Annotated in this window: 20 protein-coding genes and 6 pseudogenes; 6 read left to right on the top strand and 20 right to left on the bottom strand. The window is 75.0% G+C overall.

What is annotated here, in order from left to right:
- Nucleotides 1-490: 490 nt before the first annotated feature.
- From lipA to UG55_RS04930, 3 genes are all read right to left on the bottom strand, one after another.
- The gene (gene lipA / locus UG55_RS04940; RefSeq protein ID WP_066063423.1) at nucleotides 491-1477 is read right to left on the bottom strand and encodes a lipoyl synthase; all 987 of its coding nucleotides are present in this window, start codon (nucleotides 1475-1477) and stop codon (nucleotides 491-493) included.
- Nucleotides 1474-2139 (bottom strand): lipoyl(octanoyl) transferase LipB, encoded by a 666-nt coding sequence (gene lipB, locus UG55_RS04935; protein WP_242423743.1) that lies wholly within the window; start codon nucleotides 2137-2139, stop codon nucleotides 1474-1476. The genes lipA and lipB overlap by 4 nt, the downstream gene beginning before the upstream one ends.
- 106 nt (nucleotides 2140-2245) lie before the next feature.
- Entirely contained in the window at nucleotides 2246-2986 is a 741-nt protein-coding gene (locus UG55_RS04930) for a peptidase E (protein WP_066063420.1), read from the bottom strand.
- Between the two features lie 242 nt (nucleotides 2987-3228).
- Here UG55_RS04930 and UG55_RS04925 point away from each other — a divergent pair, with 242 nt between their 5' ends.
- Nucleotides 3229-5103: a protein kinase gene (locus UG55_RS04925; protein WP_242423742.1), complete on the top strand. Its 1875-nt coding sequence runs from the start codon at nucleotides 3229-3231 to the stop codon at nucleotides 5101-5103.
- Nucleotides 5104-5128: 25 nt separating this feature from the next.
- Here the strand turns inward: UG55_RS04925 and UG55_RS04920 are convergent, their stop codons facing one another.
- The 7 genes and pseudogenes from UG55_RS04920 to UG55_RS04905 form a co-directional block, all read right to left on the bottom strand.
- A complete protein-coding gene (locus tag UG55_RS04920) occupies nucleotides 5129-6043 on the bottom strand; it encodes a TIGR01777 family oxidoreductase (RefSeq protein WP_066063414.1) in 915 nt (304 codons plus the stop codon).
- Between the two features lie 111 nt (nucleotides 6044-6154).
- Nucleotides 6155-6477: pseudogene (locus tag UG55_RS32545) on the bottom strand (2-oxo acid dehydrogenase subunit E2); the annotation flags it as partial.
- A 1-nt stretch (nucleotide 6478) separates the two neighbouring features.
- Nucleotides 6479-7594: 2-oxo acid dehydrogenase subunit E2 (locus UG55_RS04915; protein ID WP_242423741.1), on the bottom strand; the 1116-nt coding region annotated here is incomplete at its 3' end.
- 83 nt (nucleotides 7595-7677) lie between these two features.
- Nucleotides 7678-8361 (bottom strand): annotated as a pseudogene (locus tag UG55_RS32540) (FAD-dependent oxidoreductase); the annotation flags it as partial.
- 1 nt (nucleotide 8362) lies between these two features.
- Nucleotides 8363-9060: FAD-dependent oxidoreductase (locus UG55_RS32535; protein ID WP_242423740.1), on the bottom strand; the 698-nt coding region annotated here is incomplete at its 3' end.
- A gap of 246 nt (nucleotides 9061-9306) precedes the next feature.
- A pseudogene (locus UG55_RS32530) lies at nucleotides 9307-9418 on the bottom strand (hypothetical protein); the annotation flags it as partial.
- 1 nt (nucleotide 9419) lies between these two features.
- Nucleotides 9420-10917: leucyl aminopeptidase (locus UG55_RS04905; RefSeq protein ID WP_242423739.1), on the bottom strand; the 1498-nt coding region annotated here is incomplete at its 3' end.
- Between the two features lie 152 nt (nucleotides 10918-11069).
- Here UG55_RS04905 and gcvT point away from each other — a divergent pair.
- A complete protein-coding gene (gcvT, locus tag UG55_RS04900; protein ID WP_066063576.1) occupies nucleotides 11070-12185 on the top strand; it encodes a glycine cleavage system aminomethyltransferase GcvT in 1116 nt (371 codons plus the stop codon).
- Nucleotides 12186-12198: 13 nt separating this feature from the next.
- Here gcvT and UG55_RS04895 read toward each other — a convergent pair whose 3' ends face one another.
- Together UG55_RS04895 and cobT are read right to left on the bottom strand one after the other, a co-directional pair.
- Nucleotides 12199-13026 (bottom strand): adenosylcobinamide-GDP ribazoletransferase, encoded by an 828-nt coding sequence (locus UG55_RS04895; RefSeq protein ID WP_066063401.1) that lies wholly within the window; start codon nucleotides 13024-13026, stop codon nucleotides 12199-12201.
- Between the two features lie 10 nt (nucleotides 13027-13036).
- On the bottom strand, nucleotides 13037-14200 hold a 1164-nt coding region (gene cobT / locus UG55_RS26890; RefSeq protein ID WP_128422853.1), incomplete at its 3' end, for a nicotinate-nucleotide--dimethylbenzimidazole phosphoribosyltransferase.
- A gap of 208 nt (nucleotides 14201-14408) precedes the next feature.
- Between cobT and UG55_RS04885 the strand changes: the two genes are divergently transcribed.
- Entirely contained in the window at nucleotides 14409-18482 is a 4074-nt protein-coding gene (locus UG55_RS04885; RefSeq protein ID WP_066063395.1) for a DUF4062 domain-containing protein, read from the top strand.
- Nucleotides 18483-19115: 633 nt separating this feature from the next.
- Here UG55_RS04885 and UG55_RS04880 read toward each other — a convergent pair.
- Complete coding sequence (locus UG55_RS04880) at nucleotides 19116-20555, bottom strand: bifunctional adenosylcobinamide kinase/adenosylcobinamide-phosphate guanylyltransferase (RefSeq protein ID WP_066063392.1); 1440 nt, start codon at nucleotides 20553-20555, stop codon at nucleotides 19116-19118.
- 34 nt (nucleotides 20556-20589) lie between these two features.
- Nucleotides 20590-20766: a hypothetical protein gene (locus UG55_RS29370; protein WP_199865031.1), complete on the bottom strand. Its 177-nt coding sequence runs from the start codon at nucleotides 20764-20766 to the stop codon at nucleotides 20590-20592.
- Between the two features lie 388 nt (nucleotides 20767-21154).
- Between UG55_RS29370 and UG55_RS04875 the strand changes: the two genes are divergently transcribed.
- The 3 genes from UG55_RS04875 to UG55_RS04865 all read left to right on the top strand — a co-directional run bounded on the left by UG55_RS04875 (nucleotide 21155) and on the right by UG55_RS04865 (nucleotide 22650).
- Nucleotides 21155-21367 (top strand): hypothetical protein, encoded by a 213-nt coding sequence (locus tag UG55_RS04875; protein WP_066063390.1) that lies wholly within the window; start codon nucleotides 21155-21157, stop codon nucleotides 21365-21367.
- Nucleotides 21368-21544: 177 nt separating this feature from the next.
- Nucleotides 21545-22012 carry a nitroreductase/quinone reductase family protein gene (locus tag UG55_RS04870; RefSeq protein WP_066063574.1) on the top strand — a complete coding sequence of 156 codons (468 nt, stop codon included), beginning with the start codon at nucleotides 21545-21547 and terminating at the stop codon, nucleotides 22010-22012.
- Nucleotides 22013-22092: 80 nt separating this feature from the next.
- On the top strand, nucleotides 22093-22650 hold the full coding sequence (locus UG55_RS04865) for a TetR/AcrR family transcriptional regulator (protein WP_066063571.1): 558 nt from the start codon (nucleotides 22093-22095) through the stop codon (nucleotides 22648-22650).
- A gap of 46 nt (nucleotides 22651-22696) precedes the next feature.
- Here UG55_RS04865 and UG55_RS04860 read toward each other — a convergent pair whose 3' ends face one another.
- The 6 genes and pseudogenes from UG55_RS04860 to nadA (UG55_RS32510) form a co-directional block, all read right to left on the bottom strand.
- On the bottom strand, nucleotides 22697-23671 hold the full coding sequence (locus UG55_RS04860) for an aldo/keto reductase family protein (protein ID WP_066063388.1): 975 nt from the start codon (nucleotides 23669-23671) through the stop codon (nucleotides 22697-22699).
- Between the two features lie 123 nt (nucleotides 23672-23794).
- Nucleotides 23795-24433 carry a DUF3043 domain-containing protein gene (locus UG55_RS04855; RefSeq protein WP_066063386.1) on the bottom strand — a complete coding sequence of 213 codons (639 nt, stop codon included), beginning with the start codon at nucleotides 24431-24433 and terminating at the stop codon, nucleotides 23795-23797.
- Nucleotides 24433-24706, bottom strand: a pseudogene (gene nadA, locus UG55_RS32525) (quinolinate synthase NadA); the annotation flags it as partial. The pseudogene nadA (UG55_RS32525) and the gene UG55_RS04855, both read right to left, overlap by 1 nt.
- 1 nt (nucleotide 24707) lies before the next feature.
- A pseudogene (gene nadA / locus UG55_RS32520) lies at nucleotides 24708-24922 on the bottom strand (quinolinate synthase NadA); the annotation flags it as partial.
- Nucleotide 24923: 1 nt separating this feature from the next.
- Nucleotides 24924-25331 (bottom strand): annotated as a pseudogene (nadA, locus tag UG55_RS32515) (quinolinate synthase NadA); the annotation flags it as partial.
- A gap of 1 nt (nucleotide 25332) precedes the next feature.
- Nucleotides 25333-25620, bottom strand: a 288-nt coding sequence (gene nadA, locus UG55_RS32510) for a quinolinate synthase NadA (protein ID WP_242423737.1), incomplete at its 3' end; no start/stop codon positions are given.
- Nucleotides 25621-25647 lie beyond the last annotated feature (27 nt).

Genomic DNA, 25647 nt, shown 5'->3' with positions numbered 1-25647 from the left:
GCCGCGGGAGCTGCGGTCCGGGTGGTCACCGCGCCCGCGGCCACCGGCTTTGCGGTCACCGGGTTCGCGGGAGCCGGGTTCGCGGGAGCCGCGCCGGGAGCGGGCCGAGNGGCCAGGCCGACACCGAAGGCGGACACCGAGATCTGGTCCACCCAGCGGTAGCCGGTCGTGACGTGCAGGTCGGTGGCGGCGCGCCAGGCGTTGTGGCGAGCGGTGCGCTGGCCACCGTGGGGGAGAACGAGAAGAGTCAGTTCCTCGAGTGCGTTGAGGAGTGAGTGGAGCACGGTGTCGACGACCTCCCGACGCGGTCGTGTCGCCCGGGACGGGATGGCATCCCGCCTGAACAGCACTGAGTGTGAAGCGCGTGGATGTCGTCGCGATGTCCAGCAGGTGGCGGCGACCCCCACGCCGCGGCGAGCCCCGTGTGGTGACCGCCACGTTACGCAAGCCCGAGCCTAGTCGCCCCGGGTAGTCACCACCAGTGCAGTCGTCACCCCGCGTGAGAGTCGTGCGACACACTTTCGGGCGTAACCGGCTCTTTCGCAACGTTTCCATCACGGAATGTGATCGCCTGCTGGTACAGTCGACCGGCCCTGTAGGACGAACGAACGAGCGGCCCCGACATCACGCCGGCGAAGCCGATCTCGATCGCCCGGCGCTCCCACTCCACGAACTCCTCGGGACGCACCCAGCGCTCCACCGGGTGGTGGCGGGGGGTCGGGCGCAGGTACTGGGTGACGGTCAGCAGGTCGCAGCCCGCGGCCTGCAGCGCGGCCATCGCCTCGGCGACCTCCTCGTCGGTCTCACCGAGCCCGAGGATCAGGTTGGACTTGGTCACCAGGCCGGCCTCCCGGGCCCGGGTGAGGACGGCCAGCGAGCGCTCGTAGCGGAAACCCGGCCGGATCCGGCGGAAGATCCGCGGAACGGTCTCCAGGTTGTGCGCGAGCACCTCCGGCCTGGCCCCGAAGACCTCCTGAAGCTGGTCGGCCCGCCCGCCGAAATCCGGGATCAGCACCTCGACACCGGTGCCCGGCGACCCGGCGTGGATCTGCCGGACGGTCTCGGCGTACAGCCACGCCCCGCCGTCCGCCAGGTCGTCCCGGGCGACACCCGTCACCGTGGCGTACCGCAGCCCCATGGTCGACACCGACTCGGCGACCCGGCGCGGCTCGTCGACGTCCAGCGGGGTCGGGCGGCCGGTGTCGATCTGGCAGAAGTCACAGCGCCGGGTGCAGACGTCCCCGCCGATCAGGAAGGTGGCCTCGCGGTCCTCCCAGCACTCGTAGATGTTCGGGCAGCCGGCCTCCTCGCACACGGTGTGCAGGCCCGACTCGCGGACGAGCCGGCGCACGTCCGTGTACTCGGGGCCGGTGCGCAGGCGGGTGCGGATCCACGGCGGCTTGCGCTCGATCGGTGTCGCGGCGTTGCGGACCTCCAGCCGCAGCAGGTGGCGGCCCTCCGGAGCGACGGCGGTCATGAGGCGACGCTCTCCTGGGGGGCCGGGCGGGGCCGGCGGCGGGCCTCGGCCACCCGGCCGGCGGCCAGGTAGTCGGTGATGGCGCTCGTGAGGTGGCGTTCGACCACCGGGCGGGCCTCGGCCACCGACACCGTCCGCCCCAGCTCCAGGCTGAGGCTCGTCACACCCGCGTCGGAGATTCCACACGGAACGATCCGGCCGAAGGCGGACAGTGCGGCGTCACAGTTCAGCGCGAAGCCGTGGTTGGTGACCTTCCAGCTCACCCGGACCCCGATCGCGGCGAGCTTGCGCATCCCGTCGGACGTCCAGACGCCGGTGCGGCCCTCCACCCGGCGGGTCGGCAGCCCGAACTCGGCGCAGGCGGCGATCAGGCCCGCCTCCAGCGTGCGGACATAGGCCACCACGTCCAGCGGCATCGGCAGACGGACGATGGGATACCCGACGAGCTGCCCGGGCCCGTGCCAGGTGATGCCGCCGCCGCGGTCGACGTCCACGACGTCGCTCCCGTCCACCGGGCGGTCAGCCGGGCCGGTGCGCCGGCCGGCGGTGAAGACCTCCGGATGTTCGAGGAGGATCAACGTGTCCTCGCCGCGCCCGTGGCGGCGCTCTTCGGCCAGGGCACGCTGCATGACCCAGGCCTCGTTGTATGGAACGACACCCAACCGGAGGACATCCACAACCCGAGCGTACGCCCGCCCGGCGGCCGGCCGAGGCAAGCCGGCCGGGCCCTCGCCGGCCAGCGGCAACCGGCCCGCGTCGCTGCTGGTGTCAGCCCGCGTCGCTCCCGGCGTCCGGCAGGCGGCGGGGTGAGATCCGCGTCTCCACGGCGGTGCCGTCCAGGCCCGGCTCCACCCGCCAGGCGTACACGTCCGGCCGGTCCGCGACCGCCTCGACCAGCTCGGTGCCGCGGAAGTGCAGGCCCACCCCGTCGTCGGTGGCCCAGCCGGCGGGCAGCGTCCCGTCGGCCACCAGCCGCTGGTAGAGCGGGCGGCGGGCGGCCTCGGAGTCGTAGTGGGGGGTGTTGCTGTGCGGCAGCAGCGCCAGGCCGTTCGTGACCGGGCGCAGGTCGGGGCCGAAGGAGTCGGTGGTTCCGCCGACGTGCCAGCACAGCGAGCCGGCCGAGACGCCGCCGAGCACGACGCCGGCCTCCCATGCCTCCCGCAGGATCTCGTCGAGGCCGTGGGCCCGCCAGACGGCGAGCAGGTTCGCCACGCTGCCGCCGCCGACCCAGATGACGTCCTGGGCGAGCAGGTGCGCCCGCACGTCGGCGACGTTGGGCATCGGGAACAGCGCGAGATGGGAGACGAGGACGTCGGGCCGGTCGCGGTTCAGTGCCGCGTAGCCGCGGGCGTAGGCCGCCTGGTCGTCGCCGAGTGCTGTCTGCAGCAGGCACAGCCGGGGCCGGCCGGCCGGCGCCGCCAGCCGGATCGCGTGGTCCAGCAGCGGCCCGACCCGGGCGCCCCACCTGCCGTCGGGCTGGAAGCCGCCGCTCGTCGCGAGGATCTGCACAGATGACTCCTGGATTGCTTGACTCCTGGATTGCTGAGCTGAGCTGGGTGGCCGAGCCGTCTCGCCGGACGGCCGGCCCCTGCCCGGCACCCGGCTCCGGGTGGGCCCGGGCGGTTCCGGGCGGGCCCGGGGGTGGTACACCGCGCGGTGCGGCGGATCACCGCGACCGTTGCGAACGAAGTTATCCACAGCTGGCGAAAGAGTCCTGCGCGGGTGCCGGCTTGCGCCTAGCGTCGACGATCGTGACCTTCACGGACGATTCCGATCCCCGGCCGGGGCGGCACGGCGGTGAGCCCGTGGTGCCCGGCATCACCCTGCGCCACCGCCGCTATGACGCCGGTGCCGGCGAGGTCTGGGCGGGCCGTGTCGAGCGTCTCGGGGTGGACGTCACCGTCCGCCACGTCCGGCTGCCGGCCGATCCGCTGCTGCGCGCCGAGGCCGCGGAGGAGATCCTGCGGCTGATCGAGGTCCGGCACCCGCACCTGGTGGCGGTGACCGACGTGGTCCGCACGCCCGACGGGCTGGCCGTGGTGGCGGAGCCGGTGGACGGGGCGGTCAGCCTCTCCCGGCTGCTCGCCGCCCGGGGGCGGCTGGACCCGGGCGAGGTGGTCACGATCGGGCTGCCGGTCGCGCAGGCACTCGCGGCCGCACACGCTGCCGGGCTGGTCCACGGCGAGCTGACCGCGCTGGACATCCTGCTGGAGCCGAACGGCCGGCCGATGCTCACCGGCACCGCCCTCGCCGCCCTGACCGATCCGGCCGCCTCGGCCGCGGACGACGTCCGGGACCTGGCCGACCTGCTGCTCGGAGCGATGCGCCAGGCCACCGGACCCGACGCGGCGGCGGTCGCCGTCGCGGTCGCGATGGCGCTGATCGACGAGCCGCTGCGCCGGCCCTCGGCGGCCGAGCTCGCCGCCGGGCTGGCCCGCAGCGCCACCCCGCTGCCCGTCCGGCTGGCGGACGTCTCGCCCGGCGGCGGCGAGGCCGAGGCGCGGCCTGAGCTGCCCGGCGGCGCGCCGGAACCGGCCCCGGCCGCCGCGGGCGATCTCGATGACGAGCTCGATCCGTGGGCTACCGGCCCGCACTGGCACGGCGGCGGGAGCGACGCGGACCACGAGGGTGAGAACGACGCGGACTACCTGGGTGACGAGCCCTACGCGGACTACGTCGGCGAGCCGGGCGAGCGGGGCCACCCGCGCGGTGCGGGCGCCGAGGGCGCCGTGGTCGACGCACCACCGTGGCCGGCGGGTGGGGCGGACGCGGCCTGGGACGAGCCGGCCGGCTACGCCCACCGGGCCGGGCAGCCGGAGCCCGCGGAGGCGGGCGGGGGCCCGGCGGCGGAGCCTGTCGGCGGTCTCGCGCCGCCGCCGGCGGACGGTAGGACGGCGCCCGCCGACCCGTCCGAGCTGGTGGGGTCGCTGCGTCCCACCGGCCGCGAACGCCGGCCGAGAACCAGCCGGCGCGGCGGGCGGCCGCCAGCCGTGGCCCGCCGCTCCGGCCGGTCGCCGGGGGCGGGCCGCGGCGGGGCTCGGGGCCGGTCGGCCCGGCGGGCAAGGCTGCGGCACCGGCTGCTGCTGCCGGGCATCGGGTGTGTCGGGCTGGCGGCCGTCATCGTCGCCGCCGTGCTGATGAGCGGTGCGTCCGAGCCTGAGACCCGCTCCGCCGCCGCGGTGGCCGGAGGGGCCCAGCGGGAGCCGAGCGCGGCACCGGTGAGCGGGCGCACCCCGGAACAGGCCTGGCGCGCGGTTCTGGACGAGCTCAACGCCGCGCGTAGCGCAGCCTTCGAACGCGCCGACGAGGCCGCGCTGGAGGCCGCGGACGCGCCCGGAAGCCCCGCCCTCGACACCGATCGGAACATCATCAGCCGGCTGCGGGAGCGCGGTGCGCATTCCACCCCGGTGCGGGTCGAGATCATCGACCTGGTGATCCGGGAGGAGGGCGCGGACCGCGCTGTCCTGCGGGTCACCGAGAGCGTGGCCGCCTACGACTTCGTCGACGCCGCGGGCGCTGTGGTGGCCAGCGAGCCGAGCAGCCCGCCCGGCACGAAGGACCTGACGCTGTGGCGGGCGGCAGGGGGCTGGCGGCTCGCCGTCAGTGAGGAGGTCGCACCCGGCTGACCGGTTCGGTCGGCTTCGCGGTGGCTCAGGTGCCGTGGAGCACGGCGTCTGCCAGGGCCGGGGCGAGCTCGGGATGGGTGAACCGGAAGCCCGCGCCCAGCAGCGCGGCCGGCGCGAGCCGCTGGGAGGCGAGTGCTCCCTCGTCGGCGAACTCGCCGAGCGCCAGCCGCAGCGCCGCCCGCGGGACGGGGACGAGCGCCGGCCGGTGCAGAACACGAGCCAGCGCGGCGGTGAACTCCGCGTTCGTCACCGGGTTCGGGGACACCAGGTTCACCGGTCCCCGGGTGCCCTCCGCCTCGCCGAGCAGCAGGGCCAGCGCTCTGACGGTGTCGGTGAGGGTGATCCAGCTCAGCCACTGGCGCCCGGTGCCGAGCCGCCCGCCGGCGCCGAGCCGGAAGATCGGCAGCAGTCGTCTGAGCAGGCCGCCGCGCCCGGACAGCACGACGCCGGTCCGCAGGTGCACGACCCGGACGCCGGCCGCGTCAGCCGCCGCGGTGGCGGCCTCCCAGTCGCGGGCGAGATCGGCGAGGAAACCGGTGCCGGCCGCGGCTGATTCGTCCAGGGCGGATTCGGTGGATCCGGCGGAGGTTCCGTACCAGCCGATGGCGCTGCCGGAGAGCAGCACCCGGGGCGGCGGGGTGAGGCCGGCCAGGGTCTCGGCGAGGAGGCGCGTGCCCTCGATGCGGCTGGTGCGCAGGGTCTGTCGGTAGGCCGCGGTCCACCGGTGGTCACCGATCCCGGCACCGGCGAGGTTCACCACCGCGTCGGCGCCCCGCAGGGAGAGCGGGTCGAGTACCCCGGCGCGGGGATCCCAGTGGACCTCGGAGGCGTCCCGCGGCGGGCGGCGGACGATCCGCACCACCTCGTGGCCGTCGGCCCGCAGCGCGGGCAACAGGGCGGAGCCGATCAGCCCGGACGACCCGGTGACAGCCACCTTCATGCGTGTGGGCTCCTGGTTCGTCCTCCGCCGGGAGGCGGCCAGGGCGCGGGGTCCTGCCCCGCCCCCGGCCGCCACCCGGCACCGCTGATCTCGGCCGCGGCCTCGGCCGGGCTACAGCCCCAGCTCGGCCTCGAAGGCACCTTCCTCCAGCCGGGCGGCGATCGAGGTGAGGAAACGCGCCGCGTCGGCGCCGTCGACGATGCGGTGGTCGTAGGTGAGGGACAGGTAGACCTTGGACCGCACCGCCACGACCTCGCCGAGCTCCGCGTCGGTGATGACCGCCGGGCGCTTCACGACCGAACCGGTGCCCAGGATCGCCACCTGGGGCTGGTTGATGATCGGGGTGTCGAACAGCGCGCCCCGGCTGCCCGTGTTGGTCAGCGTGAAGCTGCCGCCGCCGAGGTCGTCCGGCGAGACCTGGTTCGCCCGGGTGCNGGCGGCCAGCTCGTCGATCTTGCGGGCCATGCCGCTCAGGTTCAGGTCGCTGGCGTTGTGGATGACCGGCACCACCAGCCCGCGGTCGGTGTCGACCGCGATGCCCAGGTTCTCCGAGTCGTGGTAGGTGACCGTCCCACCCTCCAGGTCGATGCTGGAGTTGATCACCGGGTGCTCGCGCAGCGCCTCACAGGCGGCCACCGCGAAGAACGGCAGGAAGGACAGCTTCACGCCCTCGCGGGCCTGGAAGGTCGCCTTGGCCCGGTCCCGCAGCTTCGCGATCCGCGTGACGTCCGCCTCGACGACGGTCGTGAGCTGCGCGCTGATCTGCAGCGACTCGACCATGCGGCGGGCGACCAGCGAGCGCAGCCGGCTGAGCTTCTCGGTGCGGCCGCGGGCCGCCGCGGGGGCGGGAGCCTGCGCCGGTGCGCTGGCCGGGCGAGCCGGCACGGCCGCGGCGGGCGCCGCCGGGGCGGCGGTGGCCGCGGGTGCCGCCGGCGCGGTCGCGGGCGCCTGTGCCTTGGCGGCGTCCTGGATGTCCTGCTTGGTGATGCGCCCGCCCGGGCCGCTGCCGGTCACGGAGCCGAGATCGACACCCAGCTCCGCGGCCATCTTGCGGACCAGCGGCGTGACGTAACGGCCGAGCCCGTCCGCGCCGGCGTCCGCCGTCGGCGCGGGGACGGGGGCCTGCGCCGGGACCGGAGCCGGAGCCGGAGCCGGCGGCGCGGCGGGGGCGGCCGGCGGCGGCGGTGTCGGCGCGGGAGCAGGCGCGGGCGCCGGAGCAGGAGCCGGAGCGGGCGGCGGCGCGGCGGCCTGGGGCGGCTCGGGAGCCGGGGCGGGCTGGGCGGCCGGAGCGGCGCCGCCGCCCGCGCCGCCGGCGCCATCCTCGATGACGGCCAGCTCGACGCCGACCTCGACGGTCTCGTCCTCGGCGACCTTGATCGAGCCGAGAATGCCGGAGGCCGGCGCGGGGATCTCGGTGTCGACCTTGTCCGTGCTCACCTCAAGCAGCGGCTCGTCGGCCTCGACGCGCTCGCCTTCCTTCTTCAGCCAGCGGGTGACCGTCCCCTCGGAGACGCTCTCCCCGAGGCGGGGCATTGTGACGGATACTGACATGCTGACAACGACTCCTTCGTCGCGCCCGACGTCCGTTGCCGGCACCCGGTCGGGCTGCTGGGGCGAACGGCGGGCACCGCAGGCTAACTGTGGACGTGCAGTGGCTTGCCGGCGAGAGCGAGGTGCGCCTCGCCGAGCGCCTCGGAGAGTGTCGGGTGCGGGTGGATCAGCTGGGCGACGTCAGCGGGGTATGCCTCCCAGTTGGTGATCAGCTGCGCCTCGGCGATCAGCTCGCCCACCCGGTCGCCCACCATGTGGACGCCGAGGACGGGACCGTCCTTCGCCGAGACCACGGTCACCGCGCCCGAGGTGCGCAGGATCCGTGCCTTTCCGTTTCCTGCCAGGTGGTACGTGGCGGTACTGATCTCACCGTAGCGTTCCCGGGCGGCGTCGACGGTCAGGCCGACGGATGCCACCTCGGGATGCGAGTAGGTGACCCGGGGGACGCCCGCGTAGTCGACGGGGACCGGGTCGAGCCCGGCGAGCCGCTCCGCGACCGTGATTCCCTCGGCGAACGCGACGTGGGCCAGTTGCGGGCCGGGCCGCAGGTCACCGAGAGCGGAGACGGTGGGGACGTTCGTCCGCAGCTGGCGGTCGACGAGGACGTGGCCGCGTTCGGTGACGACACCGATGCCGTCGAGGCCCAGGCCGGCGGTGACCGGCGCCCGCCCGACGGCCACGAGGAGCAGCTCGGCGGCGACCGTCGTCCCGTCCTCCAGGACGACCGTCACGCCCAGGTCTGTGGTCTTCGCGTCCGCGAACGGCACNCCGAGGCGCAGCGTGATGCCACGCCCCCGGAAGGCCCGCTCGAGCAGCTTCGAGCTGGCCTCGTCCTCGGCGGGGACCAGATGCGGCGCGGCCTCGACGATGGTCACCTCGGCACCGAACGAGCGCCAGACCGAGGCGAACTCACACCCGATCGCGCCACCACCGAGGACGACCACCGAGGCGGGTACCCGCCCCAGCGTGAGCGCGTCGTCACTGTCGATCACCGTGTGATGATCGATGTCGAGACCGGGCAGGGTCCGCGGCGCCGAGCCGGTGGCGAGCAGCACGTGCGCGCCCTCGACCAGGCGGCCCCCGACGGCCACCGAGGTCGGGGACACCACCTGGCCGACACCGTCGACCACCTCGATGCCGCGGGAGCGCACCAGGCCGGCCAGTCCCTTGTGGAGGCCGTCGACGACCGAGTCGCGGTACCTGGCCACACCGGCCATGTCGATGCCGTCCAGGGTCGCCTGGATGCCGAAGCCGGCGCTGCCGGCGATGGTGTCGGCGACCTCCGCCGCGTGCAGCAGCGCCTTGGTCGGGATGCAGCCGCGGTGCAGGCAGGTTCCACCGAGCTTGTCCTTCTCCACCAGCGTGACCCGTAGGCCGAGCTCGGCGGCCCGCAGCGCGGCGGCGTACCCGCCGCTGCCGCCACCGAGGACGACCAGATCGGCGGAACCGGCCGCAGTGTCCGCCACGCGAGGGTCCCTTCTTCGTCAGCTTGCGGACGTAGGGGTCCCGGTCTGGCGGCGGCNGGAGCGTGGCCGTCGTCATGGCCGGTGAACCCGGCCGGAACGACCGTGCGCCAGGGGACGGACGTCCCCACCCACAGCTGTTCCGGCTGGCCTCAGTCTTTCACGAGGAGGCGGACTGTCCGGACTACCCGGCGCCGACTGTGCCGCATCACGCGACAGGAGGTGGTGGCGGCGGCCGGGATGACCGGTTCAGGAACCCGCGCGGTCCTCGGCCAGCTGCACGAGCGTGCGCACGATGGCCCCGGTGCCACCCTTGGGGGTGTATCCGTAGGGCTCGCCGCCGTTCCACGACGGCCCGGCGNTGTCGACGTGCGCCCACGGGATGTCCTCGGGCACGAACGCGGCCAGGAAGTGGGCGGCCAGCAGCATGCCCGCGTCCCGGTTGCCGCCGGGGGCGACGTTCGCCAGGTCGGCGACCACGGAGTCCAGGCTCTTGCGCAGCTCCGCCGGCATCGGCATCGGCCACACCGTCTCCCCGGCGCGCCCGGCCGCGCTGACGACGGCGTCCGGCGCGTCGCCGCGGCCCATCACCCCGCCGGTGCGGGTCCCCAGCGCCACGATCTGCGCGCCGGTGAGGGTGGCGACATCCACGATGAGGGCGGGGGAGTCCTCGGCGGCGCGGGCCAGCGCGTCACCGAGCACCAGCCGGCCCTCGGCGTCGGTGTTGAGCACCTCCACGCGCTTGCCGCCACGCAGAGTGATCACGTCGGACGGGCGGATGGCCTCGCCGGAGGGCATGTTCTCCGCGCACGGCATCCAGCCGGTCAGGTTGATCGGCAGGCCCAGCCGGGCGACGGCGACGACCGTGGCGAGCACGGACGCCGCGCCGGCCATGTCGCTCTTCATCCACTCCATGGACACCGGCGGCTTGAGCGAGAGACCACCGGAGTCGAACGTGATGCCCTTGCCCACCAGCGCCAGGTCCGTGCTGGCATGGCCGGTCTCGCCCGCCTCGCCGCTCTCGTCAGGGGCGCCGTCGCCGTCGACGTCGCCCTCGACCTGGCCGGCGCCCGCGTAGCGCAGGCGGATCAGGCGCGGCGGGTTCGCGGAGCCCTGGCCGACGCCGAGCAGGCCACCGTAGGCGCCCTCGGCGAGGGCGTGCTCGTCCAGCACCGTCACCTCGACGCCGGCGGCCTCGGCCCGCTCCGTCGCGATCTCGGCCAGCCGGGCCGGGGACAGATGGCTCGGCGGCGTGTTCACCAGGTCCCGGACGAGGGCCACCGACTCGCTCACGATCACTGCCCGGTGCAGGGCCGTCTCGGCCGGTGCAACCCCGGCCGGGTCGGCGACCACCAGGACGATCTCCCGCACCGGCGCCGGCCCGTTCGACCCGGACCGCAGGCTGTCGAAGGAGTAGGCCCCCAGCAACGAGCCCTCGGCCGCGGCGCGCAGCGTCGACGGCGACGCCGAGCCGGCGGCGAGGGCCAGTGTGGTGGCGACCCGGCGGGTGCCGGTCAGCGCCCGGACAGCCGCGCCGGCCGCCCGCCGCAGGGTCTCGTGGTCCGGCCCGGTGCCCGCGCCGCCCGCGCCGCCCGCGAACGAGCTGTGGTCCCCGACCCCCACCGCGAGCACGGTGGGTGCCTTCATCGTGCCCAGCGTCGCGAAGCGAACGGTGTTGCCGGCCGCGCCGGTCGCTCCGAGGTCGGCGAGGATCTGGGCGAGCCGGCCACCGAGGGCGGAGTCGACCGCGTCCGACCCGCCGAGGGGGACCGGGCCGTCCGCACCCTTGGCCATTCCGATCACCACGGCGTCGACGTCGAGATCGGTGGGGGCGGCGGAGGCGACAGAGGTGACGGTCATTCCCCCAGCGTATTGGGACGGCCGATCGGTGCCCCGGTGTGGCATCGACACGGCGGGTGGCGCCGCCGCGGGCGCACCCCACCGGCGCGGTGGGCAGTGTGGATCGTCGCCATGGGCCGCGGCGCGACCTCTTGGGCCGCTACGCTGCCGGCATGACAGAGGCTGCCGCCACGACAGAGCCGCGCCGGTCCCCGCTGCACGAGCGGCATGTCGAACTCGGCGCGAAGTTGGCCGGGTTCGGCGGGTGGGAGATGCCGATCGAGTACGCCGGCCGCGGGGTTCTCGCGGAGCACTCGGCCGTGCGCTCCGCGGTGGGCGTCTTCGACGTCAGCCACCTGGGCAAGGCCCGGGTGCGCGGGGCCGGGGCGGTCGACTTCGTCAACTCCTGCCTCACCAACGATCTGCGCCGCATCGGCCCCGGCCAGGCGCAGTACACGCTGTGCTGCGACGACAGCGGCGGCGTCGTCGACGACCTCATCGCCTACTACTACGCCGCCGACGAGGTGTTCCTGATCCCGAACGCCGCCAACGCCGCCGAGGTCGTCCGCCGGCTGGCCGCGGCGGCGCCGGCCGGTGTGACGGTGACGGACCTGCACACCGGGTTCGCCGTCCTCGCCGTGCAGGGGCCGGCCGCGCCCCAGGTCCTGGGTGCGCTCGGGCTGCCGGCCGACGGGTCCTACATGAGCTTCGCCGACGCCGAGTGGAAGGGCCGTCCCATCGTCGTCTGCCGGTCGGGCTACACCGGCGAGCCGGGGTTCGAGCTCCTGCCCCGCTGGGAGGACGCGGTGGCGCTCTGGGACGAGGTGCTGTCGGTCGTGACCGGGCTCGGTGGCCTGCCCTGCGGTCTCGGTGCCCGCGACACGCTGCGGACCGAGATGGGCTACCCGCTGCACGGCCAGGACCTCTCGCTGTCGATCTCTCCGGTGCAGGCCCGCTCCGGCTGGGCCGTCGGCTGGGACAAGCCGGCCTTCTGGGGCCGCGAGGCGCTGCTCGCCGAGCGCGCCGAGGGGCCGGCCCGCTCGCTGTGGGGGCTGCGCTCGAACGACCGCGGCATCCCGCGGCCACACATGCGGGTCACCGGTCCGGGTGGCACCGAGGTGGGCGAGGTCACCAGCGGCACGTTCTCCCCGACCCTGCGCCAGGGCATCGGCCTGGCGCTGCTCGACCGCACGGTGACGGCGGGCGACACCGTGACCGTGGACGTCCGCGGCCGCGCCTCGACGATGACGGTGGTGCGCCCGCCCTTCGTCTCCTCCTCGCCGCGCTGACGCCCGGCAGCCGCTAGTCGAGGTCGAGGAGACGCAGCACCGGCGTCGGGATCGTCATGGCCATGGTCAGCAGGGTGACCATGACCGTGATCTCGATCGTCGCGCCGAGCGTGTCGCCGGTGATGCCGCCGAGGCGGCGGGCCAGCCACCGGCGGACGACGACCGCCGCGGCCAGCCCGACCGCCGCGGCCACCACGGCGCGCACGGCCCGGCCGTTGTCGCCGCCGTGGAAGTCGAACCGCCCGGCCAGCGCCGCCACCACCAGCACACCGCCGGTGGCCAGCAGCGCGTGGCGGCGCCGCACCGTGCCGGCGACCAGCGCCCCGAGGCCGTCCGGCCGGGCCGCCGGAATGCCCTCGACGCATGACCAGGTGGCTGCCAGCCGGCTGGTCATCACCGCGACCAGGATCGACACCGTTCCCCGGTGCGCGGTGATCGCGACGCTGAGAGCCGAGGCCTGCAGCAGCACCACGAAGAGCAGGGTGATCGCCCCGAAGGCGCCGATCGTCGACTCCCGCATGACCGCCAGCCGCCGCTCGCGCCCACCCCGGACACCGAAGCCGTCCGCGACGTCCGCCAGACCGTCCAGGTGCAGGCCGCGGGTGAGGGCGGCGATCAGCGCGAGGCCCACGACGGCGGGCAGCAGTGTCTGCGGACGCTCGCCCGGCGTCTTGGTCATCACGCGGGTGCCCAGGACCACCAGGGCGCTGACGAAACCGAGCCCGAACCCCACCGCGGGGGCGGCCAGCATGGCCCGCCCGGCCGTGGCGCGGTCCAGCCGCTCGGGGCCACGGAGCGGCAACACGGTGAACAGAGTGACGGCCGCGCGCACCCCGGTCACCGGCCGGTCNCGGGGCCACGGGCGTCGGGCCGCCAGCACCCCGACGGCCGCCGTCGCCGTCGCCGTCGCCGCCGTCGTCGCCGGTGGCGGTTCCGGCGGGGTCCGCCTCCTTGCTGCTGACACCCGCCTGGTCGAACGTCGCCATCTCGGCGAGGGTGCTCTGGGCCGCGAGCAGCATCGGCACGGCGAGCAGTGCCCCGGTGCCCTCCCCGAGGCGCAGGCCGGCGTCCACCAGCGGCTCCAGGCCGAGATGGTCGAGGGCGAAACGCTGGGCCGGCTCGGGGGAGCGGGTGCCGGCGACCCACCACTGCTTCGCGCCCGGCGCGATCTTCTCGGCGGCGAGTGCGGCCGCGCAGACGATCACGCCGTCGAGGACGACGGGGGTGCGCCGCGCGGCGGCCTGCACCAGGAGCCCGGCGAGCGCGGCGAGATCGGCACCGCCGGCCACCCGCAGCACCGACAGGGCGTTGCCCGCGTACGGGCGGGCGCGGCGCATCGCGTCCCGGATCGCCGCGACCTTGAGCATCCAGCGCTGGTCGTCGATGCCGGTGCCGCGGCCGACGACCTCGACCGGCTCCCGGTCCAGCAGCGCGCCGACCACCGCCGCCGCCGCGGTGGTGTTCCCGATGCCCATCTCACCCGGGACGATCAGGTCGGTGCCGGCGTCGATCTCCTCGTCGGCGATCAGCCGGCCGACGGCGAACGCCAGATCGACCTCGGCCGGTGTCAGCGCGTCGACCTGGTCGATCCGCCCGCTCGCGCGCCGGACCCGGTACCGCTCGGGGGCGGCGGTGCCGTCCACCCCGCCCGGGGCGGTGGGCACGGGGGTGTCGACGGAGACATCCACCACCCGTACCGACGCGCCGACCTGGCGCGCCAGCGCGTTGACCGCCGCGCCACCGGCGGCGAAGTTCGCCACCATCTGCGCGGTGACCTCGGCCGGGAAGGCCGACACCCCGGTGGCCGCGATGCCGTGGTCGCCGGCGATGACGATCACCCGGATCCGGCGCGGCGGCCGGGGCGGGCAGACGCCCTGGGTGCCGCTGACCCAGATCGACAGGTCCTCAAGCCGGCCGAGCGCACCCGGTGGCTTGGTCAGGATGCCCTGGCGGCCGCGCGCCGCGGCCATGGCCGCACCGTCGAGGTCCGGGATGTCGGGAACGGCGTCCGGCATCGGCTTGGGCGCGGGAGGTCCGGCCGGGGTGATGTCCACTGGTCCTTATTACCTGATCAACCGGGATCGCCCGATCGCCGGCGGGACCGGCGGGTGTTGATCCGGTAATTTGCCGGGTGTGTCTGCACCGGAGCGGTAGCTGTCTGGTCCGGCGCCACCGGGGCGTCCCGGTGAGCGGCCAGCGCTCCGCGGTCGGAGAGGAAACTCGTTGGATCCTGTTCGCGGCCGAGCCGTCTTCCTGAGCCACACAGCGGAGCTGCGGCGGTTCCCCCGGGACCGGTCCTTCGTCGCCGCCGCCGAGCGTGCGATCGCCCTCGCCGGCGACCGCGCGGTCGACATGGAGTACTTCGGCGCCCGGTCGCAGAGCCCCGCGGAGTTCTGCGTGCGCCAGGTCAGGCAGTGCGACGTCTACATCGGCCTCATCGGCTTCCGGTACGGGTCGCCGGTGCCGGAGATGCCGCACCTCTCCTACACCGAGCTGGAGTTCCAGGCCGCCACGGAGGCCGGCCTGCCCCGGCTGGTCTTCCTGCTGGACGACCTCGCAGAGGTGCCCTTCCGCGAGTTCCTCGACGTCGAGTACGGGGCCCGGCAGGACGCATTCCGGCAGCGGCTGCGGGACAGCGACGTCATCGTCGCGGACTTCCGGGACGGGCGGCTGGAGACGGCGGTGCTGGACGCGCTGGTCAAGCTGCGTGACGCGACGGCGCCGCGCCCGCTGCCCACGCCCCGGCCGCCGACGCCGATCGCGGGCCTGGTGGAACGTCCGGAGCTCACCGAGGAGGTGGTGCGCCGGGTGCTGACCGCCGCCGACGAAGCGGGGCCGGGATCGGGACCGGGTCACCAGGAGACCCGGCGGGCCGGCATCCCGCGGCCGGTCGTGCTGGCGGGCACGGGTGGGATCGGGAAGACGACCCTCGCGGCGGCGGCCGGTGGCAGCCCGCGGATCGCGGACCGCTTCAGCGGCGGGGTGCTGTGGGTGACCATCGGTGAGTCGCTGGCCGGGGCGCACCTCGCCGACCGGATCAACGACCTCAGCGAGGTCCTGTCCGGCGACCGCCCGACGCTCTCCGACCCCGAGCAGGCCGGCTTCCGGCTGGGTGAGCTGCTGGGGTGGGAGCGGCGGCTGCTGGTCGTCGACGACGTGTGGCGGCGGGGCCAGCTCCGCCCGTTCCTGCAGGGCGGGCCCGGCTGCGTCCGCCTCATCACCACCCGCAGCCGGATCCTGGTGCCTGACGGTGATCTTCTTGAGATGCCCGCCATGGCCGACAGCGAGGCCGTGAGCTTGCTGACCCGGGACCTGGCCGGGAAGCTGCCCGACCCGCTGCTGCGGCGGCTGCTGGTCGTCACCGGTCGCTGGCCGGTGCTGCTGTCGCTGGTGAACCGGGCGGTCGCCCGCCAGACCCGCGGCGGGATGCCGGAACAGCGCGCGGCCGAGCGGGTGCTGCGCCGGCTGGAGCTGCGCGGCCCGACGGCACTGGATGTCAGCCGGCCCGAGGAGCGCGCGCTCGCCGTGGAGGCCACGCTGTCGGCGAGCCTGGGCCTGCTGACCGGCGAAGATCTGGAGCGCTACCGGGAGCTCGCCGTCTTCGGCGAGGACGTGGAGATCCCGCGGGACGTGCTGGAGACCTACTGGCGGGCGACGGGCGACCTTGATCCCGACGAGGTCGAGGACCTGTGCCAGCAGTTCGCCGACCTGTCGCTGGTGGTGGCCTACCGCAGCGAGCCGCCCGCGCTGTTGCTGCAGGACGTGCTGCGGACGTATCTGCGGGCACAGGTGGGCCCGGCCCGACTGCGGGAGCTGGACGGCGTCCTGTGCGACGCGCTCGCCCGCATGATCGACGGTTCGGCCGGTTCGGCCGGTTCGGTCGGTTCGGCGGGTTCAGCGGATTCGGGCGGTTCGGCGGGCTCGGGCGGTTCGGCTGGTTCAGCGGGTTTGGGCGGTTTGGGCGGTTCGGGCGGTTCGGCCGGATCGGCGGGGTCCGCCGGTTCCGACATCGGGCTGGTCACCACCGGGACCGGGCCGGCGGCCGTTCCGTGGTGGACGGCGTCGGAGAACGCCGGCTATCTGTGGGCGCACCTCGCCCGCCACCTGGCCGGCGCCGGCCGTGACGACGAGCTCGCCGCGCTGCTCGGTGATCTGCGCTGGACGGTGGGGAAGCTCTCCGTGGCCCGCCTCGGGCCGGTCGCGGTCGAGGCCGACCTGGACGTCGCCGTCGAACTGCGGCCCGAGGACGCGGCCCTGCGGGCGCTGCGCCGGGCACTCGGGCAGAACGCGCACCTGCTCGGCCCCACCGTGCCGGCCCGGGCGCTGGGCGCGGTGCTGGTGAGCCGGCTGGACGGGGCCCGGGTCCTGGAACCGGCCCGGGCCGCGCTGGCCCGCGGGCTCAGCGGTCCCCGGCTCGTCAACCGGTGGGCGCTGCCCGACCAGCCGCATCCCGCGCTGCGGCGGGTCCTGGCCGGGCACAGCCAGCAGATCCACGCCCTCGCCGTCGCGCCGAACGGCTCCTGGCTCGCCTCGGCGGGTATGGACGGGACGGTCCGCACCTGGACGGTTGGTGCGGGGACGGCCCGATCGGTGTTCACCGGGCACACCGGCAACGTGCTCAGCTGCGCAGTGGCGCCGGACAGCGGCTGGCTCGCCTCCGCGGGCCTCGACGGCACCGTCCGGATCTGGGACGTGGCCGAGGAGCGGGAGTCCGGGGACTTCCACGGGCCCGCCGCCGGCGACCGGCCGGTACCGGACGCGCCCGTGCCCGGCGTCGAGCCCGCCGCCCGGCTGGTCCTGCGGGGTCATCACGGTGCGGTGAACGGCTGCGCGGTCAGCCTCGACGGCGCGTCGGTGATCGCGGTCGGCTCCGACGGCACGCTGCGGACCTGGGACGCCGTGAGCGGCAAGCCGGGGCTGGTCGTGCCGTTGGCGGTGAGCCCGCTGCGCTGCTGCGCGGTCGCCCCGGACGGGACGACCGTCGCGGCGGCCGGTGACGACGGGTTCGTCTGGCGGGTCGACCTGCGCACCGGCGAGAGCCGCGGCCGCCTGTCGGGCCACGTCGGCCCGGTGCTCGCGCTCGCGTTCGGCCCGGACGGGTCGTGGCTGGCCTCGGCCGGCGAGGACGGCACCCTGCGCCGGTGGGACACGATCAGCGACCGGCAGATCGGGGTGGTCAGCGACGGAGCCCGCCCGGTCCGCTCCTGCGCCGTGGCACCGGACGGCTCCTACCTGGTCGCGCCCGCCGGGGACGTGATCGTCGTCCGGGACGTCCGGGACGGCACCCAGCGGGCCGAGATCACCGGTGCGATCGGCACCCGGGCCTGCGTGGTCGCACCCGACGGGTCCTGGATCGCCTCGGGCGGGCGTTACGGCACGATCCGGGTCTGGAGCACCGGCAGCGACCTGGCCCGGACGTCGAACGGGGGGCGCAACGAGGGCGCCAGAGGGTGCGCGGTGGCGGTGCGCTCCGACCGCCGCGGTGCGCAGTACGTCGTGTCGTCGAGCGACGACGGGACGGTGACCGCCTGGGATCTGGCGACCGGCGAACCGGGCGGGGCGATGGTGGGCCTGCCCGGCCCCGCCCGCGGGTGCCGCGCCGCGCCGGACGGGCGGTGGGTCGCCGTGCCGTCCCAGCCGAACGCGCTGCGGCTCTGGGACCCCGCCACCGGGGCCGTGCGGGCGGTGCTGACAGCGAACGTGCCGATCCTCGGCTTCGCCGTGGCCGCGGACGGCACCTGGGTCGCCGGGGGCTGCGAGGACGCCTCGATGCGGATGTGGGACGCCGAGTCCGGTGAGTGGATGGCCACGTTCACCGGCCACACCGCCCGGGTGCTGACCTGCGCGGCCGGCCCGGACGGGCGTTGGCTCGCCTCCGGCGGCGACGACGGGACGGTGCGGGTGTGGGACACGGCGACCCTTGAGCAGCGGCAGGTCCTGACCGGCCATCGCGGGCCGGTCCTCGGGCTCACCACGGACCCGGCCGGCCGGGTGCTGGTCTCCGCCGGTCAGGACCACACCGCGCGGGTCTGGGACGCCGCCACCGGCCAGCCGCTGACCGTCCTGGAGGGGCACACGCACACCGTGCGGGACGCGAGCTTCGCACCGGGCGGCGACTGGCTCGCCACCGCGGGCGGCGACGGGTCGGTGCGGATCTGGGATCCGCGGACCTGGGCCTGCCGGGCCATGATGCGGTTCGAGGGCGCGGCTCGCGGCTGCGCCTGGCTGCCGGACGGCACCGGGCTGGCCGTGGCCGGATCGTCCGGCCTTTACCTGTATTCGTTCCTGCCGGACTAGGCAGCACCGGTCGAAGGACTCGGCGGGCGGGCGGGCGCTGGCGGGCGCTGGCGGTGCGGGTTAACGCGGGTGAACGCGGGCGGACGGTGGCGGGTGCGGGTGGGTGCGGCGAGTGATCTGACGGTGGCGGTCAGCGTTCCGGGTGGCGGCGTGGGTGTGGCGGTGCGGTGACTGAAGAGCTCGCTGTGTCTCTTCGGGAGAGGTGTTGACAACCCCGGTGGTGGAGGGGGCGCAACCCCGGCGGGAGCGGAGACACAACGAGGTCTTCAGTCGCTGTCGGCGCACACCCGCGGACGGGCGGCGCGGGGGTGGGTGGGGCTGTTTCGGGGCCTGTGCGGGCTCTGAAAGCCCTGGTGGTGGCGTTGCGGCGGGTTCGGTCGGGCCCGGTGGCCCGGTGGCGGGGCCTCGGCCGGCTGGCCGCGGGCCGAGGTGCCCGCGGGCGGGGCGGTGGACGTCGCCGGGGCGGGGCGGCGGTGTCCCGTTACTTGCCCGGGGCCGTCGCTCGTCGGGCCCCGCGGCCCGGCTCGGCACCCGGAGTTTCCCGTCCGATCAGACAGGTCTGTCACCCCGGGCGGCGGGCGGGGGCCCCGGGCTGGCCGCCCTCACCCCAGCGTCGGGTCAGCCGCCGCGGCCTCAGCTCTGCGGGCGCAGCCGCAGGGGCAGGCCGGCCACGGACAGCCACACCTCGTCCGACTCGGCGGCGAGCCGGGCGTTGACCTCGCCGAGCCGGTCGACGAACCGGCGGCCCACCGGCGTGGGCGCGACCGGTCCCGAACCGGCCTCGTCCGTCACCGCGACGACCCGGCGCCGGGCGCCCCGCCAGGCCTCGACCAGGCGGTGCACGGATTGCTCGAAGTCGGGTTCGTCGAGCCGGGCCGCGACCCACAGCGAGATGCTGTCGATGAGCACCGGCGGGCCGGGGGTACGCAGCAGCGGCTCAAGATCGAGGGTTTCGACGGTGCTCCACCCGGCCGGCCGGCGGTCGCGGTGGGCCTCGACCCGGGCGGACCAGTCGGGGTCCGACCCGTCCGCGGGGTAGCCGGTCGCCACGTAGACGACGTCCGGCTCGGCGAGCAGCCGGTGCTCGGCCTGGGCGGACTTCCCCGACCGGGTGCCGCCCGTGACCAGCGTGCGCCGAGGCGGTGGCGCGGGCGGCGGTGCGGGTGCGGGCGGCGTGGGCCCAGGCGCCCGCGGGGCCGCGCCGGGTTCCGTCCGGCCGCCGGGCGTGACGTCCAGGACGGTGCCGTCCGGCGGTGCCTGCGCGCCGAGATCGCGCAGCCGTCGCGCCAGCTCGTCCCCGGGCGGGTTGCGGTGGCTGAGGTGGACGGCGAGCACGGTCGTCGACGCCGTGACGGCGCCGAGTGCCCGCAGTTCGGTGAGGAGGCGGGCGAACGACGGCAGATCGAGATGCTCGCCGAACCCGGGGCGGTCGCCGTTGTTCTCCTCCAGCAGCACGACGTCGAACGCGCGGCCGGCGAGCGCGGCCAGCGTCGGCGCCGGCAGCGGGGCGGCGGTGTCGCAGCCGTAGAGCAGCCGGGCCCCGTCCGGGGCCGTCAGGTCGTAGAGCACCGCCGGCCCGATGCCGGCGTCCCCGTGCCGGGCGGCGACCGGGCGCACCAGGTACCCCGGCTCGCCGTCACCGGGCCCGCCGAGGGCGATCGGCTCGCCGGCGGTGGCGGGCAGCAGGCGCAGTGGCGACTCGCCGCCGCCGGGTTCCCGGCCCTCCCAGCGGCGCAGGAAGGCGCGGCAGACGTCCAGCGCGGCCGGGGGAGCGACGACGTCCAGCGGCTCAGCGGCGACGGTCGACCAGGACCGCCACATCAGCGCCTCCGGGCCGAGGTGGTCCGGATGGGCGTGCCCGACGAGGACGTGGCGCAGCCCGGCGAGGCTCACCCCGAACCGGGCGGCGGCCCGGGGCACGTCCGGCCCGAAGTCGATGAGCAGCCGGCCGTCGACGAGGACTGCCGTCTGCCCGCGCGGCTCATGCGCGCGGGCCCACTCGCAGGAGGCGCACTCGCACCACGGGTTCGGCCATCCGTCGGCCGAACCCGTGCCCAGCAAGGTGAGCTGCACCGTGCGACGACCCCCCTGCCCGCGGCCGGGGCGATCAGTGGTGGGAGTGCGGGTGGCGCTTGCGCTCCCAGAGCGTCATCAGCGTCAGGACCACGGCGAGGGCCGCGATGGCGCCGAAGGTGAGGAGGGTGGCGGCCCACCAGACCATGCCCCCCTCGTGGTGCTCGGCTGTTTCGGCGAGTACCGCCGCGGCGGTGTAGGCGGGAGTCACTGCTGCCTTCCTCTCTCCGAGCTGGACTGCTCCGTCGTCGGACTGCTCCGTCGCTGGACTGCTCCGTCGCTGGACTGCTCCGTCGCTGGCGCCGCGTGGACTGGACGGTGGAGCCGGCGCCGGGCCGGGGCCGCGCGAGGGTCGCGTGGCCGGAACCGACGTTACCGACCCGTGGGCGGCTGATGCCCGCCTGCGGGTGGAATCCGTGGGGCCATCGGCTCGGGATGGTGCATCCGGATGTCCCGGACGCCCCTGGCGGATGCGGCCCGCATCCACGGCCCGCACGCGCTTGGATGGGGTAATGGGCATTTCCCGGGGTCGGTGGTGGCCCCGGCCAGGCGGTCGACCAGGCGGTCGACGCCGCCGGACGTCGGGAAGGACGTGGACCGTGAGCTGGACCTGGCGGTACGAGGGAGAGGACGGCTCGGTCGTGGCGGTGGGGGGAGCGAACGGGTCGGAGTCGTTCACCAGCCAGGGTGACGCCGAGACCTGGATCGGCGAGAGCTGGCGCGAGCTGCTGGAGCTGGGGGTCGCGCAGGTGAGCCTGCTGGAGTCGGGAGAGCGCGTCTACGGGCCGATGAGCCTGCGCCCGGTGACCTGACGGGCAGGCGGCCGGGCCGCCCGCGGGCCCATGCCCGGCGGGCAGCAGAGCCCGGCCGCGGAAGTCACATCGATCGGGCCCGAACGGGTTGACATCCACCGGGCTAACGCTGTTAGCTAAGACCGTGGCTAACGGCGTTAGCCAACGCTGGCGGAAGCTGGAGCGAAGGTGGAGATCATGTCTGATGTCAGTGACTCGGTGCGGCACTACCGGCGGCCCGGCTGGTTCACCAGGAACGTCATGAACCGTTCGGTGGCGCTGTTCACCAGGCTCGGCGTGAGCGTGTGGGGCAGCCGGGTGCTGGAGGTCCGCGGCCGATCCTCCGGCGAGATCCGCCGCACGCCGGTGAACCTGCTGGCGCTGGACGGGCGGCAGTACCTCGTCTCGCCCCGGGGGCACGGCCAGTGGGTGCGCAACGTGCGGGCCGCCGACGGCGAGCTGGCGCTCGTCCTGGGCCGTCGGCGGACGGCCTTCCGCGCGGTCGAGCTGACCGGCGCGGAGCGGATTCCGGTGCTCCGCGCCTACCTGGAGCGGTGGAAGGCGGAGGTGGGAGTGTTCTTCGACGGCGCCGGCCCGGAGTCCTCGGACGAGGAGCTGGCGCGGATCGCCCCGCGGCACCCCGTCTTCGTGCTCAGCCCGCTGTGACGATCCCCGATCCGGGTCCCGATCGCGGTCCGGGTCCGGGTCCGGGTCTCGGTCCGGGTCTCGGTCGCGGCGCGGCCGCGGTGCCGCTGCCGCGGATCGCGCCGCGGCCACCGGCGCCGAACCGCTCGCCGCGGCTCACCGAGATTCTCGGCGCCGCGCTGCGGCTGCTGGAGGACGAGGGGGCCGAGGCGCTCACCATGCGCCGGCTCGGCGAGGTGCTCGGTATCCGCGCTCCGTCGCTGTACAAGCACCTGCCCGGCAAGGGCGCGGTCGAGAACGCGCTGGCCGAGACCGCACTGTGGGAGATCGGCGACGCGCTGCACCGCGTGGTGGACGCCGCCGGCCCCGACGACGTCGTGATCCGGCTGCTGGCCGAGTACCGGCGGTTCGCGCGGGAACGGCCGAACCTGTACCGGCTGGTGGCCGCCAACCCGCTCGGGCGCGCCGCGCTCACCCCCGGCCTGGAGGACTGGTCGGGCGAGCCGTTCTATCGGGCCACCGCCGACCCGTACCTGGCCCAGGCCCTGTGGGCGGCGGCGCACGGCACCGTGCTGCTGGAACTCGACGAACGCTTCGTGCCCGGCTCCGACCTGGCCCGGACGTGGGCGGCGCTGGCCTGGGTCTTCACCGCCCGGTGAGCACGGCCACCCCCACCCGCCGCCCCCGCCCGGCGGACGCGGGCCGTCAGCCGCCTTCCGGCTCCAGGATCGCGACGCTCGCGAGCACCTCGTCGATCCGGGCCAGCAGCTCCGGCTCAAGGACCACACCGGAGGCGCCGACGTTGTCCTTGACCTGCTCGGGCCGACTCGCGCCGACGATGGCCGAGGCGACGTTGTCGTTCTGCAGGACCCAGGCGACGGCGAGCTGCGCCATGGTCAGGCCGGCCTCGGCCGCGATCGGGCGCAGGTTCTGCACCGCGGTGAGGACCTCGTCCGTCAGAAAGCGGGCGATGAAGCCGGCGCCCGCGGCCGTCGCCCGGCTGCCGGACGGCGGCGGCGCGCCGGGCAGGTACTTGCCGGTGAGCACGCCCTGCGCGATGGGTGACCAGACGATCTGCGAGATGCCGAGGTTCCGGGATGTGGGCACCACGTCGGTCTCGATGGTCCGGTACAGCATCGAGTACTGCGGCTGGTTGGAGATGATCCGGTCCAGGCCCAGCTCGCCGGCGATCCGCACGGCGTCGGCGATCTGCGCAGCCGTCCACTCCGAGACCCCGACATAGAGGACCTTGCCGGCGCGCACCAGGTCGTCGAAGGCGCGCAGGGTCTCTTCCAGCGGCACCGTCGGGTCGTAGCGGTGGGCCTGGTACAGGTCGATGTGGTCGGTGCCCAGCCGGCGCAGCGAGTTGTGCGCCGACTCGATGATGTGCTTGCGCCCCAGGCCCTTGTCGTTCTCGCCGGGGCCGGTCGGCCAGAAGACCTTGGTGAACAGCTCGTAGGACTCCCGGCGCACGCCGGTGAGGGCCTGGCCGAGGACGGTCTCGGCCCGGGTCTGGGCGTAGACGTCCGCGGTGTCGAAGGTGGTGATTCCCGAGTCGAAGGCCGCGCGTACGCAGGCCGTCGCGGCGTCGGCTTCGATCTGGTCACCGTGCGTGAGCCAGTTGCCGTAGGAAATCTCGCTGACCGACAGTCCACTGCGTCCGAGGCGTCGATGCTTCACAGTGGAACCCTTTCACACCGGCGCCGGCCCGGTACCGCCCCAGGCCGGCAGCGGGCCGGGTGAGACCGGGCCAGGCCGGGCGGTGCGGGGAGACGGCGGGGAGACGGCGCGGACGCGGGAGCGTCAGCGATCCGTCCGGGAAACCCGGGGCCGGGGCATGCGCCAGCGGCGGGGAAGCAGTGCCCGCTGCGCGGCGTAGGCCCGCACCCGCACCCGGGAGTCCGGGTACTTCTCGGCGACCTTGCGGCTGACCTGCCGACCCAGCACGATCGAGTCCACGACGACCGCGATGATCCCGAACAGCATCAGGACGCTCGCCGCCGTCCGCACGTACGAGTTCGGAACCAGGCCGCCGACGAAGTAGACGACGGCCGCTCCGAGGAAGACCGGGCCGATGTTGATCCTCGTGTCCACGAAGTCACGGGCGAGGACACGCTCGGGCGCCTGTTCGCGGGGCGGGAGGTCCTTCACGTTGCCGGACGTCATGGCCGCGCGGTACCGCTGGGTCTGCTCCCGCCGCTCGGCCCGCGCCAGCCGGCGGGCGTCCTTGCTGTTCGTCGCGGTGCGTGCGGAGCCGGCGCTCCCACGGGGCCGGGCGGCCCGGGCCTGCGCCCGGGTCGGGGTCGGTCGCCCCTTCCCGGTGGTCGCCCGGGCGCTCGCGGGGGAGCCGGCCGTCGGCCTGACGGACCCGCCGGCCGACGGCTCCTCACCGCCGGGCTGGTCCGTGCCAGCCTCGGTGTTGCGCTTCTTCAGCAGAGCCATCAGGGCAGCGCCAACATCTGGTCCAGGGCCTTTCGGGCGTATGTCGCGACCTCGGGGTCGACGGTGATGCGGTTCACGGTCTCCCCACGGACGAGCGCCTCGAGTGTCCACACCAGGTGTGGCATGTCGATGCGGTTCATCGTGGAGCAGAAGCACACCGTACGGTCGAGAAAGACGATCTTCTTGTCGGGATGGCGGTTCGCCAGCCGTTGTACCAGGTTCAGCTCGGTTCCCACCGCGAACGCCGCCCCGGGCGGGGCAGCGTCCACCACCNTGATGATGTACTCCGTGGAGCCGACCAGGTCAGCGGCCTGGACCACCTCGCGCTGGCACTCGGGGTGCACCAGTACCTGTACCCCCGGGACGCGCCCGCGCACCTCGTCCACGCACTCCCGGGTAAACCGGCCGTGCACCGAGCAGTGCCCGCGCCACAGGATCATCCGGGCGTCCCGCAGCTGCGCGCGGGTCAGCCCGCCGCCGGGCCGGCGCNGGTCGTAGACCACGCAGTCGGCCTCGGACATGCCCAGTTTGTCGATGGCGGTGTTGCGGCCCAGGTGCTGGTCCGGCAGGAAGATCACCCGCCGCCCGCCCCGCTCGCCGAACGCCCAGTCCAGCGCCCGCTCGGCGTTGGAGGAGGTGCAGATCGTGCCGTCGTGACGGCCGGTGAACGCCTTGATCGCGGCGGAGGAGTTCATGTAGCTGACCGGGACGGTGTCCGCGGCGACACCGGCGTCGAGCAGATCGTCCCATGCCTGCGCGACCTGCTCGGCGGTGGCCATGTCGGCCATCGAACAGCCCGCGGCGAGGTCCGGGAGGATGACCCGCTGGTGGTCCGCGGTGAGGATGTCCGCGCTCTCGGCCATGAAGTGCACGCCGCAGAACACGATCGAGCTGGCGTNGGGCCGGGCCGCGGCCTGCTGCGCGAGCTTGAAGGAGTCCCCGGTGACGTCCGCGAACGCGATCACGTCGTCGCGCTGGTAGTGGTGGCCCAGGACGAAGACGTCCTCGCCCAGTGCGGCCTTGGCCGCCGCGGCCCGGTCGGCGAGCCCGGGGTCGGCGGCCGGCGGCAGGTCCCCGGGGCACTCCACCCCCCGCTCGCTGGCCGGGTCGGCGTCGCGCCCGAGCAGGAGCAGAGCGAGCGGCGACGCGGTGACGCCCAGGCGGTCCAGGGCTGGGTTGACGGTCATGTCCGCTCCTTCGGGCCGGTCCGGGTG

This window comes from Frankia sp. EI5c, assembly GCF_001636565.1.
Lineage (GTDB): Bacteria > Actinomycetota > Actinomycetes > Frankiales > Frankiaceae > Parafrankia.
Note: the sequence above shows the minus strand (reverse complement) of the source record. Positions and strands in the feature narration are given on the sequence as shown.

Excerpts from the sequence above, each read along its gene's own strand:
- UG55_RS04920 (WP_066063414.1), bottom strand. The coding sequence starts at position 6,043 with ATGAAGGTGGCTGTCACCGGGTCGTCCGGGCTGATCGGCTCCGCCCTG.
- UG55_RS04870 (WP_066063574.1), top strand. The coding sequence starts at position 21,545 with ATGTCTGATGTCAGTGACTCGGTGCGGCACTACCGGCGGCCCGGCTGG.
- lipA (WP_066063423.1), bottom strand. The coding sequence starts at position 1,477 with ATGACCGCCGTCGCTCCGGAGGGCCGCCACCTGCTGCGGCTGGAGGTC.
- UG55_RS04855 (WP_066063386.1), bottom strand. The coding sequence starts at position 24,433 with ATGGCTCTGCTGAAGAAGCGCAACACCGAGGCTGGCACGGACCAGCCC.
- gcvT (WP_066063576.1), top strand. The coding sequence starts at position 11,070 with ATGACAGAGGCTGCCGCCACGACAGAGCCGCGCCGGTCCCCGCTGCAC.